Source organism: Acidiphilium rubrum, from assembly GCF_900156265.1.
Classification (GTDB): domain Bacteria; phylum Pseudomonadota; class Alphaproteobacteria; order Acetobacterales; family Acetobacteraceae; genus Acidiphilium; species Acidiphilium rubrum.
In genome coordinates this window covers 44631-62281 of the sequence record NZ_FTNE01000017.1, presented here as the reverse complement: position 1 = coordinate 62281, position 17651 = coordinate 44631, and the positions used below count along the sequence as shown (strand labels likewise).

Annotated in this window: 17 protein-coding genes; 7 read left to right on the top strand and 10 right to left on the bottom strand. The window is 66.8% G+C overall.

Annotated features, from left to right (window positions below; genetic code table 11):
* Nucleotides 1–68: 68 nt before the first annotated feature.
* On the bottom strand, nucleotides 69–2324 hold the full coding sequence (locus BW994_RS13000) for a glycosyltransferase (protein ID WP_029312206.1): 2256 nt from the start codon (nucleotides 2322–2324) through the stop codon (nucleotides 69–71).
* Nucleotides 2325–2353: 29 nt separating this feature from the next.
* On the opposite strand from BW994_RS13000, the gene BW994_RS12995 reads away from it, so the two are divergent.
* Complete coding sequence (locus tag BW994_RS12995; protein ID WP_051657391.1) at nucleotides 2354–2749, top strand: hypothetical protein; 396 nt, start codon at nucleotides 2354–2356, stop codon at nucleotides 2747–2749.
* A gap of 13 nt (nucleotides 2750–2762) precedes the next feature.
* On the opposite strand, the gene BW994_RS12990 is transcribed toward BW994_RS12995, so the two are convergent.
* From BW994_RS12990 to BW994_RS12980, 3 genes are read right to left on the bottom strand one after another with little or no spacing between them, the layout of a single operon-like run.
* Nucleotides 2763–3515 carry an SDR family oxidoreductase gene (locus tag BW994_RS12990; protein WP_029312208.1) on the bottom strand — a complete coding sequence of 251 codons (753 nt, stop codon included), beginning with the start codon at nucleotides 3513–3515 and terminating at the stop codon, nucleotides 2763–2765.
* Nucleotides 3512–4279, bottom strand: a complete 768-nt coding sequence (locus BW994_RS12985) for a class I SAM-dependent methyltransferase (protein ID WP_029312209.1) — start codon at nucleotides 4277–4279, stop codon at nucleotides 3512–3514. Before BW994_RS12985 ends, BW994_RS12990 begins: the two co-directional genes overlap by 4 nt.
* Complete coding sequence (locus tag BW994_RS12980) at nucleotides 4276–4809, bottom strand: hypothetical protein (protein ID WP_245801572.1); 534 nt, start codon at nucleotides 4807–4809, stop codon at nucleotides 4276–4278. Before BW994_RS12980 ends, BW994_RS12985 begins: the two co-directional genes overlap by 4 nt.
* Before the next feature lie 68 nt (nucleotides 4810–4877).
* On the opposite strand from BW994_RS12980, the gene BW994_RS12975 reads away from it, so the two are divergent.
* On the top strand, nucleotides 4878–5837 hold the full coding sequence (locus BW994_RS12975) for a homoserine kinase (RefSeq protein ID WP_029312211.1): 960 nt from the start codon (nucleotides 4878–4880) through the stop codon (nucleotides 5835–5837).
* Complete coding sequence (gene rnhA, locus BW994_RS12970) at nucleotides 5827–6279, top strand: ribonuclease HI (RefSeq protein ID WP_029312212.1); 453 nt, start codon at nucleotides 5827–5829, stop codon at nucleotides 6277–6279. The genes BW994_RS12975 and rnhA overlap by 11 nt, the downstream gene beginning before the upstream one ends.
* A 269-nt stretch (nucleotides 6280–6548) precedes the next feature.
* Here rnhA and BW994_RS12965 read toward each other — a convergent pair whose 3' ends face one another.
* Nucleotides 6549–6938 (bottom strand): tautomerase family protein, encoded by a 390-nt coding sequence (locus tag BW994_RS12965; RefSeq protein WP_029312213.1) that lies wholly within the window; start codon nucleotides 6936–6938, stop codon nucleotides 6549–6551.
* 78 nt (nucleotides 6939–7016) lie between these two features.
* Between BW994_RS12965 and BW994_RS12960 the strand changes: the two genes are divergently transcribed.
* Nucleotides 7017–7520: an OsmC family protein gene (locus BW994_RS12960; RefSeq protein WP_029312214.1), complete on the top strand. Its 504-nt coding sequence runs from the start codon at nucleotides 7017–7019 to the stop codon at nucleotides 7518–7520.
* Nucleotides 7521–7826: 306 nt separating this feature from the next.
* On the opposite strand, the gene BW994_RS12955 is transcribed toward BW994_RS12960, so the two are convergent.
* Nucleotides 7827–8720 carry an N-formylglutamate amidohydrolase gene (locus tag BW994_RS12955; RefSeq protein ID WP_029312215.1) on the bottom strand — a complete coding sequence of 298 codons (894 nt, stop codon included), beginning with the start codon at nucleotides 8718–8720 and terminating at the stop codon, nucleotides 7827–7829.
* Nucleotides 8721–8803: 83 nt separating this feature from the next.
* Between BW994_RS12955 and BW994_RS12950 the strand changes: the two genes are divergently transcribed.
* Nucleotides 8804–9148 carry a YbjQ family protein gene (locus BW994_RS12950; RefSeq protein ID WP_029312216.1) on the top strand — a complete coding sequence of 115 codons (345 nt, stop codon included), beginning with the start codon at nucleotides 8804–8806 and terminating at the stop codon, nucleotides 9146–9148.
* A gap of 8 nt (nucleotides 9149–9156) precedes the next feature.
* On the opposite strand, the gene BW994_RS12945 is transcribed toward BW994_RS12950, so the two are convergent.
* The 3 genes from BW994_RS12945 to BW994_RS12935 form a co-directional block, all read right to left on the bottom strand.
* Entirely contained in the window at nucleotides 9157–9573 is a 417-nt protein-coding gene (locus tag BW994_RS12945) for a DUF4168 domain-containing protein (RefSeq protein WP_029312217.1), read from the bottom strand.
* Nucleotides 9574–9696: 123 nt separating this feature from the next.
* Entirely contained in the window at nucleotides 9697–13131 is a 3435-nt protein-coding gene (gene mfd, locus BW994_RS12940) for a transcription-repair coupling factor (protein WP_029312218.1), read from the bottom strand.
* A complete protein-coding gene (locus BW994_RS12935; protein ID WP_029312219.1) occupies nucleotides 13128–13424 on the bottom strand; it encodes an FAD assembly factor SdhE in 297 nt (98 codons plus the stop codon). The genes mfd and BW994_RS12935 overlap by 4 nt, the downstream gene beginning before the upstream one ends.
* A gap of 42 nt (nucleotides 13425–13466) precedes the next feature.
* Between BW994_RS12935 and recG the strand changes: the two genes are divergently transcribed.
* Both recG and BW994_RS12925 read left to right on the top strand, forming a co-directional pair.
* Nucleotides 13467–15527 (top strand): ATP-dependent DNA helicase RecG, encoded by a 2061-nt coding sequence (recG, locus tag BW994_RS12930; RefSeq protein WP_029312220.1) that lies wholly within the window; start codon nucleotides 13467–13469, stop codon nucleotides 15525–15527.
* Nucleotides 15524–15946 carry an NUDIX hydrolase gene (locus tag BW994_RS12925; RefSeq protein WP_029312221.1) on the top strand — a complete coding sequence of 141 codons (423 nt, stop codon included), beginning with the start codon at nucleotides 15524–15526 and terminating at the stop codon, nucleotides 15944–15946. The genes recG and BW994_RS12925 overlap by 4 nt, the downstream gene beginning before the upstream one ends.
* Here the strand turns inward: BW994_RS12925 and BW994_RS12920 are convergent.
* Entirely contained in the window at nucleotides 15899–17626 is a 1728-nt protein-coding gene (locus tag BW994_RS12920) for a Na/Pi cotransporter family protein (RefSeq protein WP_051657392.1), read from the bottom strand. The two genes, BW994_RS12925 and BW994_RS12920, sit on opposite strands and share 48 nt — an antisense overlap.
* Nucleotides 17627–17651: the final 25 nt, after the last annotated feature.

The following is a 17651-nucleotide window of genomic DNA, read 5'->3' as shown; positions in this document are numbered from 1 at the left end:
GCATGGGCTCAATGGGAGTGAGGTTTTTTTGCTGCTTTTTTTTCAAAAAAAGCAGGGCTTGCTTGACGTTACCCCAGGACGGCATCGAGCACCGACTGGGCATAGCGGGCCATGCTCCGCTGCGCCATGAATTCGGCGCGCAGGGCGGGGATATGCTCGCGCCCCTGATCGAGTGCTGTGGCGATGGCGGCGGCGATCGTGGCCGGTGCTGCGTCATCGGCAATTGCGGTCACATAGGAAGGCGGTTCCAGCGCGGCGACCAGTGTCGCGGCGGCGACGCAGGGCAGACCGGCGGCAATCACATCGGCCACCGCGCCCGAAATGCTGCCGGGCGGGGCGCGGCGGAGCTGGACCGCGACATCGGCGGCGGCGAGATAGTCGCGGTAGCGCGATTCGGGCACCTGTGCCGCGTCGAGATCGAGCGTTTCGGGCGCGATGCCGAGGGCGGTTGCGGTGGCCCGCAACTCGGCGATCAAGCTGGGGTTGCCGCCGCCGACCATAGCGAACCGGCAGGCGCGGGTGGGTGCCAGCCGGCCGAACGCCGCGATCGTTGTCTCCGGGTCCTTGCCGGTGTGGACATGGCCGAAGCTCGCGATCAGGGTTTGATCGGCCGCAATGCCGAGGCGCGCGCGCGCGGCGGCGCGCGCGGCCGGGGTGAGGCTGGCCGGATCGGGCACGCGGTAAGGCGCGAAGGGCAGGAATTGTGCCACGATGCCGTGGCGCGCGGCGATGAAATCGGCGGTATCGCGCGCGTGCACGATCAGCGGCGTGGCTGCGGTGGCGACCTCGGCGAGGCCGCGCACCGGCATGGTCGCTTCATCGCGGTCCCAGTCGTCCAGATCGGCGAGGGTAACATCGGCGCCGCGTTCGGCCGCGGCGATGCCGAGCGCGCGGGCCACGCCGAGCGTGCCCCGATAGAGGCCGATCAGCCTGGCATCGTGCAGGATGGCGGCGGCACCATAGTCGAGCAGCAGCCGCACCTCGGTCACATGAAATTGCGAATTGCCGAGCACCGTGATGATCGCATCGAACCGGGCGGATCGCATGACATTGGCATCGGCCGCGCCGCCGAAGGCAATGCCGGGCGGCAGGCTGGGTTGGCGCGTGTCGCTGAAGGCGGTGATGGTGGCCAGCGGGCGGAGTGCGGCGAGCAGGCTGGCGGAGTGGTCGGCGCAGCCCGAGGTCGCGGGCGGCAGCGGTGACAGGAACGCGATGCGGGGTAGCACATGGGCCATGATGGCGGGGGATGTGACGACGGCGTTCGCCAACGCCTCGATCGGCGCCCAGAAGCGCGCGGCGACGGCCGCGGCTGTGAAGGCATCGGCGATGCCGGTCTGGCGCATCTGCGCCTCCTGCCAGCGCGCGGGGTCGGCGAGCAGGAGTGCCGCTTTTTCGCGCAGGGTTTCGGTATCGTCCGGCGGAAACCGGAACGCCGGATCGAGCAATTCGGCCTGCGCCGGTTCGTCGGCCGCGAGCACCGGCGTGCCCTGGGCGATCGCCTCAATCACCGGCATCGAGAAGCCCTCCGCGCGCGAGGGTGCGATGACCAGGCGGGCGGCGGCGTAGGCCGCGGCCAGTTCGGCATCGGTCAGGTGCGGCAGGAAGATCAGATCGTTCGGATCGCCGCCGGCTTCCGCGTGCAGCGTGGCGAGGCTGGCGCGCGTGCTGGGATCGTGGATGCCGACAAAACTGATCGGCACATCCAGCGCGGCGCGGATTGCGATGGCGGGGTTCTTGCGGGGATCATCGCCGCTGACCACCAGAATGCCGGCGCGGGCGGTGAACGGCGCGGCGGCGCCGGCGCGGATCAGGCCGGGCCGGATCGCGACACCGGTGACGTCGCTATGGCCGATACTGGCCGGGACGAGTTCGTGGAGGCGGCGCGCGGTGGCGTGCGAAATCGGCAGGAAGTGATCGTAACGGCGCAGGGCGGCGCGCTGGCCGGCGTAGGCGCGGCGGGAGTGCGGCGTGGTCAGATATGTGGCAGGATCATCGTGGGGGATGAAATCCAGCACGATGGCGATGCTACGGCGGGAATTTGTTTGCAGCAGACGGGCGATGCGACCTGGCGGCAGGGAAAACGGTGCGGGTTGCAGAAAAATGCCTGGCGTGCGGCTGGCGGCATAGGCGGTCATGGTCGCGGCCTCGCCGAGCATCGCAAGATCGGGGTCGGGCGGCGGCAGGGCGGGGTCGAACAGCAAAGTGATCGCGAAGTCTGCGGCCTGCGGTGCTGCGAGCATCGTGGCTAGATGCACACCTATGCCGCGCCACGCGAAATCGGGCCGTTGCAGACAGCGCGCATCGATCAGAAGTTGTGATTTCATTAAAAACCACAACCGTGTAGACTATTGTTATGGAACAGGCGGACGTGCGGCCTGCCGGGCTCGATCAGGTGCTGCGGCGGATGGTGGTTGATCGGCAGGTCAGAATTGCGGTGCTGGAACAGGCGGTCGCGGCGCGCGAGGACGCCATCGCCGCGCGTGATCGGACGATCGCGACGCAGACCGACATGTTGGGTGATCAAGTCGAGATCATCGAAGCGCAGCATCGCCAGCTTGAGGGTCAGCGCGGCATCATCGCGGATCAGACAGCACGGTTGGCGGCGTGTGCGGCGCAGATGGCGGTTTTGAGCGTCGAGGCGGCGCGGCTGCCTGCGGTGGCTTCGAGCCTTACCTGGCCGGACGGGCCGCGCGCGATCCGCATCGTGCTGCCGCTCGCGCGGCTGATCCGGACCTTCACACGGCGCTGACCATCCGGCCGGATCAGGCCGCGTTGAAAGAAACATCGCGCTGCCTTCGCATCAGATGCTCGCCGGCATCGACCAGCAGGGTGGTGCCGGTGATCGACGGCGTTTCGATGATGAACATGACCGCCCGGGCGATGTCCTCCGGCGCCGAGCCGTGCTGCAACGGTGTCGCCTGTTGGCCGCGCGCGAAATTCTCCGGGCTCTGTTTGGCACCGATCATGGTCAGGCCCGGAGAAATGCCGCAGACGCGGATGCGCGGCGCCAGCGCCATTGCCAGCATTTCGGTCGCAGTTGCGAGGGCCGCTTTCGAGAGCGTGTAAGCAAAGAAATCCGGGTTCAGATTGGAGAGTTTCTGGTCGAGAATATTGATGATGACGCCGCGCCGCTCACCGATCCGCGCGGCCAGATCGCGCGCGAGGATCACGGGCGCGGTGAGGTTGGGGGCCATATGCGCCGCAATCGAGTCTGACGTGACGGTGGCGGCCTGATCGAAGATGAAATGCGAGGCGTTGTTGACCAGCACATCGATCGGGCCGGCAAGCGCTTCGGCCCGCGCGATCAGGCTGCCGACGGCCGCGTCATCCGCCAGATCGGCGCCGATCGTATAAGCGGTGCCGCCGGCAGCGGTAATGGCGCGGGCCAGCGCCTCGGCTTCATCGGCAGCACTGCGGTAGTGGATGACCACGGGCATGCCCCCGCCCGCGATGGCGCGGGTGATGGCAGCACCGATGCGCTTGGCACCACCGGTGATCAGGGCGGCGCCGCTCATCGGCGCTCACCGGGGAACAGGGTGGCGCGCAGGGCGGCCGGGTCGTCGAGCAGACGGGTCGGATGCGGCGCCAGCAGGTCGAACAGGCGCGCGGTGCCGTAGCTTGCGAGATCGACCGCCATCATCGCATCGACCATGGTCTGATAGTGCTCGTTCAGGCTGCGGTTGGCGGGATCGAGCCCGGTAATCACGATCAACCCGGTCGGCGGGGCATCGAAGGCGATCATGGTAAGGTCCGGGCGGAAGCGCTTGAGCAGAACCGGCACTTTCCAGACGTCGCCGGCCCACCAGCCGGGCACCACGGCATCGACCCGGAGATCTTCCGATTGATCGCGATGGGCGATGCGCGGGTCGATCGGCAGGCAGTCGTGCAGCACGATCGCGCTGCCGGGATGGCAGACCCGCTCGGTATTGGCGAAGTCGCGCAGCAGGAATTCGAAATGATGCATGCCATCGAGGAAGGCGAGATCGATCGGGCCGCCGAGCGTCGTGACCGGGTCTTCGGTCGCGAAAAACGCGTCGCTGCCGGTCTGGAACAGATGGCAGGAAGGTTTGCCCTCCATGATGTTGCGATCGATCAGGAAATGCGGATCGATCGCGATGCTGGCGGCGCGCGATCGTTCGAGCGACTCACCGCGCCAGACGCCGATTTCGAGGTAGCGCGCAGGGGCCAGCACATCCTGCAGCCGGCTCAGACAGTCGAAATAGTCGATGCCGGCGTGAAAGGGCATCACCTCGATCGCCCGGTCGGCGGTCTCGCTCATGGTGCGGCGGCCGGTTCGCCGGAGCGGTCGAGCTCCGCCTGGTTCATCTGAAACCCGACCAGCACCTGCTGATGCGCGCTGCGCGGCGCGCGCGGGAATTTCAAAGTAATCGGCGTCGTGCTGGCAATCGCCTGATCGGCACCGTTCTTGAAGTCGAAGCTGACCGGAAACACCCGCTTGCTGATGATGTCATCCCCCTGCACGATGGCGATGAAATAGGGCAGCGTCTGCTCCGCAAGGCGCGAGGCCGGGCCGTTGGTGGCGGCGAAGCCGATGCGGAAGGTCACGGTTTCCATGTCCTTGCCGGCTTCGTGGCATGCGCCGGCCACGCCGGTGATCCGCGCATCGAGCGTCTGCGCCGCGATATCGTTGCCGTTGCCGTTGGCCAGGATGACGCGGCTGGCCTGTTGGAGCACCGCGACCTGCGGGCAATAGAGTTCCGGCGCCTTGCTGCCGGTGCAGGCCGAGACGGTGAGGGTCGCGAGCAGGATCGGGGCGAGCCGAACGAGGTGATGGGCGGGTCTGGTCACGAGCGTCTCCTGAAGAGTGGTCCAGCCTCCCTTGCCATCAAATCGCCGATCGGTCATCTCCACCGTCCATGGCAGTCTATACCGAAGTGACCGACGATGCGTTGGCGGGGTTTCTTGAAGCCTATGATATCGGCCGCGTCGTCGCGTTTCGCGGCATTGCCGAGGGGGTCGAGAACAGCAATTATTCGCTGCGCACCACCGCGGGCGATTTTATCCTGACGCTGTACGAAAAACGGGTCGATCCGGCGGAACTGCCGTGGTTTCTCGGATTGATGGAGCATCTCGCCGCGAAATCCCTGCCCTGCCCGCTGCCGGTGCGCGCACGCGATGGCCGCAACCTCAACCCGCTGGCCGGGCGAATCGCCGCGATCACCACGTTTCTGCCCGGCATCTGGCCACGCCGGCCGACCGCCGCGCATTGCGCACCGCTCGGCGCGGCCCTGGCGCGGCTGCACGTCGCCGGGGCGGATTACCAGGCCGAACGGGTCAATGCGCTGGGCCCGGCGGGCTGGCGACCGCTGCTCGAACGCTGCGGCGACAGCGCCGACCGCGTCGAGCCCGGGTTGGGCGACGCGCTGGCGGCATCGCTGGATGGTATTCTGGATCAATGGCCGCAGAGCTTGCCGCGCGGGCAGATCCACGCCGATCTGTTTCCGGACAATGTGTTCTTCCTCGATGGCGCGATCTCCGGCCTGATCGATTTTTATTTCGCGGCAACCGATTTTTTCGCCTACGATATCGCGGTCTGCCTGAACGCCTGGTGCTTCGAGGCCGATCTGAGTTTCAACATCACCAAATCGCATGCCCTGCTGCGCGGCTATCAGAGCGTACGGCCGCTCGGCGCCAAGGAAGGCGCGGCGCTGCCGGTGCTGAGCGCGGGGGCGGCCATGCGGTTTCTGCTGACACGGCTATACGACTGGATCAACACACCGGACGGCGCGCTGGTGACCCGCAAGGACCCGATGCCCTATTACCGCCGACTGCGTTTTCATACCCAAACCACATCGGCGACCGATTATGGACTCTGAAACCGAACGTCTGGTGGAAATCTGGACCGATGGCGGCTGCAAACCCAACCCAGGCGCCGGTGGCTGGGCGGCGGTGCTGCGATTCGGCGATCATGAGCGGGAATTATCCGGCGGCGAACCCGCGACCACCAACAACCGGATGGAACTGACCGCCGCCGCCGCCGCGCTGGAATCGCTGAAACGCCCCTGCAAGGTACGCCTGCACACCGACAGCGAATATCTCCGCAACGGCATCACCCGCTGGCATTCCGGCTGGGTGCGGCGCAATTGGCGCAACGCCAAGGGCGATCCGGTCGCGAATTATGAATTATGGCAGCGCGTGCTCGCGGCGGCGAAACCGCACAGCATCGAATGGTTGTGGGTGCGGGGCCACGCCGGTGATGCGATGAACGAACGGGTGGATGTGCTGGCGACCAAAGCACGCGAAGCCATGGCGCCATAACAGAAAACCAGCAGCCATAATTGGCCGCTGGTTCCCCTGTGGCGGCGGGGGTGGGGAGCCCGCGCCGTATCGGGTCAGCCTGATGTTACGGCATCGAAAGGCGGCTGATACCCGAATCCGATCCGATCGTCGCGGTCTGGTAGCCAGGCATTGCATGTCAGGTCAGACAGGATCGCTGACAGTTATACGCAGGAACCCGGCGTAACGCGATAGCGGCATCGCAGGCGTATCGAACGCCATCGCGGATCGTGGGCGCGCGGCAATGCGCCTTACAGCGCACCGGTGAGGAATTGCGCCTCGCCATTGCCGAACGACCAGTCCTCATCGGCATTTTCGGTGATCGAGATCATCACGTCGGACGGCGCGATGCCGCACCGCTCCTGCAACGCCGCACAAAGCCCGGCATAGAACGCCTCTTTTTCAGCCCGCGTGCGCGGACGCGAAGTGACCTGGAACACCACCACCCGATCAGTTCGCACAATGCCGAGGCCGGTGTCCTGCACGATCAGGCGCGACGGTTTGTGCTCATGAACAATCTGGTAACGATCGCGCTCGGGAACACCGAACGCCGCCAGCATCGCGCCATGGGTGGCATCCAGCAGGGTTTCGAGCTCCGCATCGCTGCGACCCTCCAGCATATCGATTCGCAGCAGAGGCATGATACTCTCCTTCAATTGGTTCGCCGCGATATGGTGCGCCGCAACATGATTGACCAGACTGCCGCAAGGGGAAACACCATGAACGCCACAGAACTGCGCGCCATGCAGGCGCCGATCAAACAAGCCTACCGCGACCACCCGGAAACCGCCGTGATCCCGGCACGCGCCACGGGACGGATCGATCAGGCCGCCCTCGCCTGCGTGGTCGAAACCGGACACGCCACAATCAAGGCCGGACTGCACCCCGCCGCCGGCGGCGATGGCAGCCTGGCCTGCTCGGGTGACATGCTGCTCGATGCCGTGGTGGCCTGCGCCGGCGTGACCCTCGCCGCCGTGGCGACCGCCATGGGAATCACCATCCATCACGGCACAGTCACCGCCGAAGGCCATTGGGACGCCCGCGGCACCCTGGGCACCGACCGCACCGCACCCGTCGGCGTCACAGACATCACCCTCCGATTCGCCCTCGATACCGACGCCGATGCCGCCACCACCACACGACTGATCGCAACCACCGAACGCTACTGCGTCGTGCTGCAAACCCTCCGCAACCCACCGCAGATCACGGTCGATCCGGGTTAGACCGGGGCTGGGACGCTGCTGAGAGCAAGCAAGCCGGGGGGCTTTGCCCCCTCGACCCCCACTAAGGGCTCAGCCCCTAGAACCCGCTAGTTTTAGGCAAGGGGAGGGCGATACAGGCCAGATCAGCGGAAAGTCCGAGGCAGCGCCCTCCCCTTACCTAAAACTAATGGATTTTAAAGGCTCCGCCTTTAACGGGGTCCAGGGGCGGAGGAGCCGAAGGTTCCAGCGATGCTCCTCATCGCTGGAATGGCTCCGGAGGGAGAGCCCCTGGCCTTGCTTGCTCTCAAGAGCGCCCCACCCCTGGTCTCACACGAAGCTCGCCGCTGATTGTGCGATGGTGGCGATGGCGCGGGTGAGGCTGGCTTGGACGTTCGGGAAGTTTTCGTTGCGGGTGATGGTACGTTCGTCCATGTAGAGTGGTTTGGCGATTTCGATCTGGAGGACGTGGGTGCGTTCGCGGGGGCGGCCGTAGTGGCGGGTGACGTAGCCGCCGGCGTAGGGGTCGTTGCGTTTGACGAGGTAGCCTTCGGCGCGCAGGGATTGTTCGACGAGGGTGACGATGGGTCGCGCGCAGGCGGCGCCGTGGGCATCGCCGAGCACGATATCGGGGCCGTGACCGTTTGTGATGCCGTAGGGTGTCGGCATCGAGTGGATATCGAGCAGCAGGCAGGCGCCGAACGCCACGCGGGTTTCGGCCATCAGGGCGGTCATGGCGTCGTGGTAGGGTTGCCAGCAGCTGGTGATGCGTGACGAGGCTTCGGCGAAGGTGAGTTTGAGGCGGTAGATCGGCTCGCCGGTGGCGACGACGCGGGCGATGGTGCCGAGCCCGGCGGCGACGCGGGGGCTGGTGGTGTTGACGTAGTCTGGCAACCGATCCTCGAACATGGTGGGGTCGAGTTCCCAGGGTTCGCGGTTGGCATCGCAATAGGCGCGGGGGAATGCGGCGGTGATCAGCGGGATGCCGAGGCTGGGGGCGGCGGCGCAGAGTTCATCGACGAAACTGTCCTCGCTTTTACGGAGCGAGCGCGCATCGAGGCGGGAGGCGGCGAGAAACGCCGGCGTATAGAGGTTGCCCGAGTGCGGCGATGCGATCACGATCGGGGCGGTCTGGCGGAGCGGGCGGGTGATGGTGAAGGTTTCGTGCGGCAGCGCCTCGGTTTGCGGGGCATCTTCTGACCGGTGCGGGGCGCTGACATCCATGACCATTTCTGTGCACCATAAAGCCGATGCAGAGCGCGCTGGTCAATGTTATGTGAAGCAACCAATCAGGGGGAGTGCAGAAGATGCCCGATATTCTCGTCGTCACCGTCAACGAGGTCGCGAATGCCCAGATCAGCCGCGTGATCGGGCCGGTCTACGGCACGTCAATCCGCAGCCGCACCATCATCGGCAACATGCTCGGCGGCATTCGTGCGATTTTCGGCGGCTCGCAGGGCGGCTATATCGCGATGGTCAATCAGACGCGTGATGAGGCGATCGAGGCGCTGAAGGCCCACGCCGCCTCGCTGGGTGCCAATGCCGTGGTCGGCATGCGGTTTGATTCCAGCGAGTTCGACGCGGGACAGGGTCAGGCGATGAACGAGGTGACCGCCTATGGCACGGCGGTGTTGATTCACCCGATCAACTGAGCACAGATTCAGTTGTTGGCGATTGCACCCGCCGTGCTGAGCAGCTGCTGGCGGACGGCCGGGTTGCTCTGTGCCGAGGCGAGCACCTGATTGTACTGGCTCACCGTGAGACCCTGTGCGCTGATCGCCGCCATGGCCTTCTGCTTGGCAGCCGCGACGATCCGCGCCTTGGTCGAGGGATCGGTCGCCGCACTCATTTTGGCGCCGTAGGATTGGTTGATCGCCATGACCTGGTGCATCGCCTTGCCGGCTTTGGCGATGGTGGTGCGCGAGACATTGGCGGCCGGCATCGAACGTCCCATCGCCTGGGGCGTGACGGGGTGGGTGGTGGCGGTCTGTGCCAGGGCCGTGCCGCTTGCGAGCGGCACCGCGATGAGGCCGGCGGCGAGCGCCAGACGTGACATGAAGCGCGTGTGCTGTTCCATCGTCAAAATACTCCTTCTGATGGGACGACCCGGCTTGGGACGTCTTCATGCACGGCAGATGAGGTCGCCGGGCTGTGATGCAAATTGCAATTCGGTCATCGCAGGGTAATCACGATGGCGAAACTACGCAGCTTTTCCCTGTGAAATGATGCGCTGGAGATTCGCGACGAGATCCCGCGCCGCCGCCAGTCTTGCCTGCACGTCCATCTCGCGGGCCATCACCAGCTTATGGTCCGGCCGCAGGCGCAGCAGGCCGGCGCGGGTGGCGAGCCAGGCGATCAGGCCGCCGGGGTTGGCGAAACTGTTGCCGCGGAAGCCGATCACCATGCCTTTCGGGCCGGCTTCGAGTTTTTCCACCCCGATGTCGCGGCAGGCGCGCTTGAGGGCGACGGTGGCCAGCAGGTTCTCGACCTCGGCCGGCAGCGGGCCGAACCGGTCGACCAGCTCGGCGGCGAGCGCTTCGCTCTCGGCATCGGTGCCGAGCGAGCCGATCCGGCGATACAGGCCAAGGCGGACCGGCAATTCCGTGACATAGGCTTCCGGGATCAGCACCGGCAGGCCGAGGCTGATGTTGGGTGTCCAGTCGCGGGCGGATTCGCGCTCGGTCTTGCTGCCTGAGGCGCGCAGATCGGCCACCGCGTCCTCGAGCATCTGCTGGTAGAGCTCGATGCCGACTTCGCGGATATGGCCCGATTGTTCATCGCCCAGCAGATTGCCGGCACCGCGCAGATCGAGATCGTGCGAGGCGAGGGTGAAGCCGGCACCCAGCGTATCGAGCGTCTGCATCACTTCGAGGCGTTTCTGTGCCGAGGCCGCGAGTTTATGGGTCGCGGGCCAGGTGAGATAGGCGTAGCCGCGCTGCTTGCCGCGCCCGACCCGGCCGCGCAGCTGGTACAGCTGGCCGAGGCCGAACAGATCGGCGCGCCAGATCAGGATGGTGTTGACCGCCGGCATGTCGAGCCCGGATTCGATGATGTTGGTCGCGAGCAGGACATCGTATTTGCCCTCGCTGAACTCGGTCATCACCCGTTCGATTTCGGTGGGGGCGAGCCTGCCGTGGGCGGTGGCGCAGCGCAGATCGGGCGCGATTTCGGCCAGGCGCTCGCGCATCCGGTCGATATCCTCGATATGCGGCACGACGCAGAACAACTGCCCGCCGCGGAAGCGTTCGCGCGCGATTGCCTCGCGAATCACCAGCGCGTCCCACGGCATGATGAAGGTGCGGACGGCGAGGCGATCGACCGGCGGGGTGGTGATCAACGACAGGTCGCGCACGCCGGTCAGCGCCAGTTGCAGGGTGCGCGGAATCGGCGTGGCGGTGAGCGTCAGCACATGGACATCGGCCTTGAGCTGTTTCAGCCGTTCCTTGTGGGCGACGCCGAAATGCTGCTCCTCATCGACGATCAGGAGCGTCAGATCGGCGAATTCGATCGATTTGGCGAGGACCGCATGGGTGCCGACGATGATACCGACGGTGCCATCCGCCAGTTCGGCGCGGGTCTTTGCCGCGTCCTTGGCGGTGACCAGGCGGGAGAGTTGCGCCACCTTGATCGGCAGGCCAGCGAAGCGTTCGGCAAACAGGCGGTAATGCTGGCGGGCGAGCAGTGTGGTCGGCACCACGACCGCGACCTGGGTGCCGGCCATGGCGGCGACGAAGGCGGCGCGCAAGGCGACTTCGGTCTTGCCGAAGCCGACATCGCCGCAGACCAACCGGTCCATCGGTTTGCCGGAGGCGAGGTCTTCCAGCACATCGGCGATGGCGCGGGCCTGATCCTCGGTTTCGGTGTAGGGGAAGCGCGCGCAGAATTCGCCGAATGCGCCGTCTTCGGCGGCGAGCAGCGGTGCGTCGTGCAGCTTGCGTTCGGCGGCGATGCGGATGAGGCCGGCCGCCATATCGCGGATGCGGTTCTTGGCACGGGCCTTGCGCGCCTGCCAGGAGGCACCACCCAGCCGATCGAGCCCGACGCCGCCGGTTTCGGTGCCGAAGCGTGACAGCAGATCGATGTTCTCGACCGGCAGGAACAGCTTGTGGTCGCCGTCGTACAAAAGGCGCAGGCAGTCGTGCGGCGCGCCGTCGACGCTGAGGGTAACCAGCCCGTCATAGCGGCCGATGCCGTGCTCCTGGTGGACCACCAGATCGCCCTCGGCAATTTCGGTCGCATCGGCGATGAACTGATCGGCGCGCTGGCGGCGGCGCGGCGGGCGGGCGATGCGCGCGCCGAGCAGATCCTGTTCCGCGACGATGGCGAAATCATCGGCGACATAGCCGCGTTCGAGCCCGAGCACCGCGAGCAGCACGGCGTCGCCCTGGGCGATACGGGCTTCGGCTGCGTTGTCGATCGGGATCGAACGCATGCCGTGGTCGCGCAGCAGGGCGGCGAGGCGATCGCGCGAACCGGCACTCCAGGCGGCGAGGACGACTTTGCGCCCGGCTTCACGCCAGCGCGACGCGAGCATCCTGAATTCGTCGTAGACCGAGACGCCGGATTGGCCGGTTGCCAGGATGGCACCGGGCCGGCCGCCGGCTTCTACGCCTGCCGCGCCCTCGGGCCGGCCGAACGGCGAGAAGCTGGTCGCCTGGCGTCTGGCGAGGGTCTGCTCGAAACCTGCTGCGTCGAAATACAGCAGGTCCGGCTTGATCGGGCGGTAGGGCAGATCGCCGGGCCGGGCAGGTGCCAGGCGGGCCTGATAATGATCGGTGATCATTTCGAACCGTGCGGCGGCGGCGGCCTCGGCCTGATGATCGAGGGTGACGGCGGCGTTCGGTACATAGTCGAAAATGGTTTCCATCGCACCGGCGAACAGCGGGGCGAAATGTTCCATGCCCGGCTGGCGGCGACCATCGGAGATCGCCTCGTAGGTCGGGTCCTTGACTGCATCGGCGCCGAACATCTCGCGGAACGCCGTGCGGAACCGGCTCACCGAAGCGGTGTCGAACGGCAGTTCCGAGGCCGGGCGGAACACCAGAGTGGCCACCGTCTCGCCGCTGCGCTGGGTGCCGGGATCGAAACGGCGCAGGGTTTCCACCACATCGCCGAACAGGTCCATCCGCGTGGGCGTGGCCTCGCCGGAGGGCCAGACATCGAAAATACCGCCGCGGATCGCGAAATCGCCCGGCTCCATCACGGTGCCGACCCGGTGGTAGCCGTGCTGTTCGAGGAAGCGGGCGAGGTCTTCGGGGGCGATACTGCCGCCGGGCGCGATCGCGAGGCTGGCACCCTTGAACTGGGCGCGCGGCGGGGTGCGCTGCACCGCCGCGTTCACCGTGGTCAGCACGATGCGCTGGGTGGTCGGCGCATCGAGCAGCCGGGCCAGCGCGGCGACACGCTCGGCCATGATGGCGGGATTGGGCGAGACGCGGTCGTAGGGCAGGCAATCCCAGGCGGGGAACCGGATGATCTCGGCCTTGGGTGCGAAGAAGGTCAGCGCATCGGCGAGCCGCGCGAGACGGGCATCGTCGCGCGCGATGTGCAGGATCGTGCCGGTTTCCTCGGCACGGCGGGCGATCAATGCGGCATCGAACCCCTCGGGCGCGCCGTAGACGGTCAGCAGGCTCATCGTCCCTGCTTGGCCTGCGCAACCTCGGCCGCCTGATCGCGGATGCTGCGGAGCATCGGGGTATCCACGTCGTCGGGGATTGGCAGGCGGCCGGTCAGCCAGTCGGCCAGTTCGGCGTCCGGGTGTTCCATCACCGCCTCGAATTCGTCGAGCGAAACCTCGTCCATCGTGGCGATGTGTTTATGGGCATAACCGCCGATCATCAGGTCGTTCTCGTAGGTGCCGCGGTGCGTGGCCCGATAGAGCAGGCGGCGGCGGCGTTGCAGCAACGCGTCGGTGGGATCGGTGTGCATGATGGCTTGCGATATAGAGGACGGCCGCGCCACTGTCAGCCCGTGACGACCGATCCTGCCGATTCGCTTGCATTTTTTCGCGCGCCACTGACCAGCCTGCCCGGATTGGGGCCGCGCCTGTCGGTGCTGCTCGCGCGCGCGGTGGGCGGCGCGACCATCCGCGATCTGTTATTTCACCTGCCGGAGCATTTCATCGATCGGCGGTCGCGCTACCTGCTGAGCAACGCCATACCCGGCGCGATCGGCACGTTCACGGTCGAGGTGATGCGCCACGACAAGGGCGAGCGCGCGAAATCGCCCCAGCGGGTGGTGATCCGCGATGCCAGCGGCTTCGGCGAGATCGTGCTGTTCCATGCCGGGCGGCTGGCGCAGTTTCCGATCGGCGCGCGACTGACGGTTTCGGGCAAGGTCGAGCGGTTCAACGACCGGGTCTCGCTGCCGCATCCCGATTACGTGGTGCCGGCGGAAGCCGAGGCCGGGTTGCCGCTGGTCGAGCCGGTCTGGGGGCTGACCGCAGGATTGGTGCCCAAGGTGGTGGCGCGCGCGATGAACGCGGCCCTGGCCCGGTTGCCGGACCTCGCCGAATGGCAGCAGAACCAAATTCTGCGCGCGCGGGGCTGGCCCGGCTTCAACGCCGCTTTGCGCGCGTTGCAGGCACCCACGGACATCCCCGATGACAAGCCGGCCCGCCGCCTCGCGTATGATGAATTGCTGGCCCGCCAGATCGCCTTCGCGCTGATCCGCCGCCGCCGCCGCAAGCGGCCGGGCCGGTCGTTTCAGGGCGGCGCGGACCTGCGGCGCACCGCCCTCACCCGCTTCGGCCATCGGCCGACCGAAGCCCAATTATCGGTGCTCGCCGAGATCGACGCCGATCTGGCGGCACCGCACCGGATGCTGCGGCTGCTGCAAGGCGATGTCGGCTCAGGCAAGACGCTGGTGGCAATGCTGGCGATGCTGCGCGTGGTCGGCGCCGGCGCGCAGGTCGCGTTGCTCGCGCCCACCGAGTTGCTCGCGCGCCAGCATTTCGCCACGCTGTCGCGGCTCTGCCCGGTGCCGGTGGCGCTGCTGACCGGGTCGCTGAAAGCGGCCGAGCGCCGGCGGACGCTGGCCGGCATCGCCGATGGTGCGATCCCGATCGTGATCGGCACCCATGCGATCTTTCAGAAATCGGTGCAGTTCCATGATCTCGGTCTCGCCGTGATCGACGAGCAGCACCGCTTCGGCGTCGATCAGCGGTTCGCGCTGGGCGCCAAAGGCGCGGCAACCGACATGCTGGTGATGACCGCGACGCCGATCCCGCGCACCCTGCTGCTGTCGCACTGGGGCGAGATGACGATCAGCCGGATCACCGAAAAACCCGCCGGGCGCACGCCGATCCGCACCTCGCTCCACCCGATCGACAAGATGCCAGACGTGATCGAGGCGATCGAGCGGATGATCGGCCAGGGCGGGCGCGTCTATTGGGTTTGCCCGTTGGTGTCGGAGAGCGAGATGCTCGATATCGCCGCCGCCGAACTGCGCCATGCAGCGCTTGCCGAGCGGTTCGGCAACCGGGTGGCGCTGGCGCACGGGCGCCAGACGATCGAGGTGCGGGCCGCGGCACTCGATGGGTTTGCACGCGGCGCCGTCGATATCCTGGTCTCGACCACGGTGATCGAAGTCGGCGTCGATGTGCCGGATGCCAATGTCATGGTGATCGAGCACGCCGAGCGGTTCGGCCTCGCGCAGCTGCACCAGCTGCGCGGCCGGGTCGGGCGTGGCCGGGCAGCGAGCTTCTGCTTGCTGCTGCACGACAAGCTGACCAAGCCAGCGCGCAAGCGCCTCGCCATTCTGCGCGAGACCGAGGATGGGTTTCGCATCGCCGATGAGGATTTTTCACTGCGCGGCGGCGGTGATGTGCTGGGCGCGAAGCAATCCGGCCTGCCGGGGTATGTGCTGGCGAATGCCGAGCGCGACGGCGATCTGATCCCGATGGCACACAAGGACGCGACCATGCTGATCGATGCCGACCCCACCCTCGCCTCGCCGCGCGGACTCGCGGTGCGCACGCTGCTGCATCTGTTCGACCAGGCGCGCGCGATCCGCGCGCTGGTGGCCGGATGAGCCGGCGCTACCCCGATGCGCCGCGGGTGGGCATCGGCATCGTCGTGCTGCGCGGCGAGGCTGTTCTGCTGGTGCGGCGCGGCCAGCCACCGGCACAGGGCGCGTGGAGCCTGCCAGGCGGCGGGCAGGAATTGGGCGAAACCGCCGAGGCCGCGGCGCGGCGCGAGTTGTTCGAGGAAACCGGGCTCACGGTCGGGGCATTATGGCTCGCGGGCGCGGTGGATTCGATCCATCGCGACACCGAGGGCCGCATCGAATACCACTACACGATTCTCGATTTCGCCGCCGACTACCAGGGTGGCGAGGCACGGTCGGGCGGCGATGTCAGCGCCGTCGCCTGGGTGGCTGAGACTGAGTTCGATGCGTATGAATTATGGGCCGAGGCGCGGCGGATCATCGCCGTCGCCCGCCGGCGTTAGATCAGGCCCCACGCCTGAGGGCGCATGGTCGGGTCGATCGCGGATGCGGCTCGGCAGCAATTCGCCCTTGCTTTCCAGTACCGGATAGGCGGCGGCCGCGACCAGATGGGTGTTGACCCGCTTGAGGTCGCGCAACATGTCGAGATGCAGCGAACTGGTCTCCGTGCTGTCGAGCCGGCCGGCGCGCAGGCGCTGGAAATGCGCCTCGGTCGCGCTCGCCTCGATGTCGCGGAACTCCTGTTTCTCGGCGGCGAGGCGGCGGGCCAACCGCGCATCGTCGATCACGAACAGCGAGGCCGCGGTGCGGACATTGCCGAGCAGCCGGTCGATCGCGCCCAACAGCTCGGCTTCGCCCTGCGGTGAAAAGGCAAGGCCGCGCTTGATCTTTTTCGAAACCAGCCCGAGCAGATTGCGATCGACCACATCGCCCGCGTGCTCCATGTTGGTGGCGAACCGCAAAATCTCCATCGCACGACGATGATCATCCTCGGTCATCGCCGCCGGATCGAGGCCGACGACATAGGTCTTGATCGCGCCGTTCAGCCGGTCGAGCACGTCGTCGAGCGCCTTGGTCTCGGCCAGTTGCCTGCGGTCGCCCTTTTCGATCAGCAGGCGCAGGGCGATGAGCATGGATTCCAGCACATCGGCGAGCCGCAGCGATTCACGCGCCGCGCTGCCGAGCGCCACAAAGGGTGTTTCGACCGCCGAGGCATCGAGGTAGCGCGGCCGGGACGGATCGGCCGCGTTGATCCGCGAGGGCAGCAGGCGGCGCAGCAGACCGGCATAAGGGGCCAGCAGGGGCAGAAACACCAGCGCGAGCCCGATGTTGAACAGCGTGTGGAAATCGGCCACGGCGCGCGCCGGATCGGGCTCGATCGCGCTCATTTCACGGGCGATCCACGGCAGCAACGGCACGGCGATCGCAACGCCGAGGGCACGGTTCAACACATTGCCGAGCGGCAGGCGGCGGTTGGCCGGGTCATCGCCCTCCGGCCCTTCGATCAGCGGATTGATCGCGGTGCCGAGATTGGCGCCGAGCACCAGCGCGAGGGCGGCTTCGACCGGAATTGCCCCCCTGGTCGCAAACGACATGACCAGCAGCACGATGGCGACCGAGGAATGCGCCGCCCAGGTCAGCCCCGCCGCGATCAGCACATCGAGCACGGGATAGGCGGTGATCGCGCGCAGCGCGACGCGCAGCCCGGCGACATGCTCATAAGGGCTGAGCAGGCTGAGGAATTGATGCAAGGCGAGCAGCACGAGCCCGAGGCCGATCAGCACGCGGCCGAAATCCCGCGGCCCCTGCGTCATCCGGCGGAACATGGCAACGCCGGCCAGGATCAGGATGGGGGCGACGGCGCTGACGTTGAACGACAGCACCTGCACGATCAGCGTGGTGCCGACATTCGCACCCAGCATGACCGCGAGCGCCGGCACCAGGCCGACCAGGCTGTCCGCGGCGAAACCCGTTACCATCAGCCCGGTCGCGGTACTGCTCTGCAACACGGCGGTTACGCCGAGTCCGGCGATGAAGCCGGAAAATCGGTTGCGCAGGGCGGTATCGAGAAAGCCGCGTAGCCGAGCGCCGAAGGCGCGCTGCACGCCAGTCTGGACCATTCTGATGCCCCAGAGCAGCAGGGCGACGGCGCCGGCCAGATCGAGCAGGGTGAGGAGAATCATGCTTGATCTATAAATTAGCGACGCG

Excerpts from the sequence above, each read along its gene's own strand:
- mfd (WP_029312218.1), bottom strand. The coding sequence starts at position 13,131 with ATGAGCCTGCTGACCGTCTACGGCGCGCCCGAGGGGTTCGATGCCGCA.
- BW994_RS12995 (WP_051657391.1), top strand. The coding sequence starts at position 2,354 with ATGGAACAGGCGGACGTGCGGCCTGCCGGGCTCGATCAGGTGCTGCGG.
- BW994_RS13000 (WP_029312206.1), bottom strand. The coding sequence starts at position 2,324 with ATGAAATCACAACTTCTGATCGATGCGCGCTGTCTGCAACGGCCCGAT.
- BW994_RS12955 (WP_029312215.1), bottom strand. The coding sequence starts at position 8,720 with ATGGATGTCAGCGCCCCGCACCGGTCAGAAGATGCCCCGCAAACCGAG.
- BW994_RS12925 (WP_029312221.1), top strand. The coding sequence starts at position 15,524 with ATGAGCCGGCGCTACCCCGATGCGCCGCGGGTGGGCATCGGCATCGTC.
- BW994_RS12975 (WP_029312211.1), top strand. The coding sequence starts at position 4,878 with ATGGCAGTCTATACCGAAGTGACCGACGATGCGTTGGCGGGGTTTCTT.
- rnhA (WP_029312212.1), top strand. The coding sequence starts at position 5,827 with ATGGACTCTGAAACCGAACGTCTGGTGGAAATCTGGACCGATGGCGGC.
- BW994_RS12985 (WP_029312209.1), bottom strand. The coding sequence starts at position 4,279 with ATGAGCGAGACCGCCGACCGGGCGATCGAGGTGATGCCCTTTCACGCC.
- BW994_RS12990 (WP_029312208.1), bottom strand. The coding sequence starts at position 3,515 with ATGAGCGGCGCCGCCCTGATCACCGGTGGTGCCAAGCGCATCGGTGCT.
- BW994_RS12945 (WP_029312217.1), bottom strand. The coding sequence starts at position 9,573 with ATGGAACAGCACACGCGCTTCATGTCACGTCTGGCGCTCGCCGCCGGC.
- BW994_RS12965 (WP_029312213.1), bottom strand. The coding sequence starts at position 6,938 with ATGCCTCTGCTGCGAATCGATATGCTGGAGGGTCGCAGCGATGCGGAG.
- BW994_RS12920 (WP_051657392.1), bottom strand. The coding sequence starts at position 17,626 with ATGATTCTCCTCACCCTGCTCGATCTGGCCGGCGCCGTCGCCCTGCTG.
- BW994_RS12935 (WP_029312219.1), bottom strand. The coding sequence starts at position 13,424 with ATGCACACCGATCCCACCGACGCGTTGCTGCAACGCCGCCGCCGCCTG.
- BW994_RS12960 (WP_029312214.1), top strand. The coding sequence starts at position 7,017 with ATGAACGCCACAGAACTGCGCGCCATGCAGGCGCCGATCAAACAAGCC.
- BW994_RS12950 (WP_029312216.1), top strand. The coding sequence starts at position 8,804 with ATGCCCGATATTCTCGTCGTCACCGTCAACGAGGTCGCGAATGCCCAG.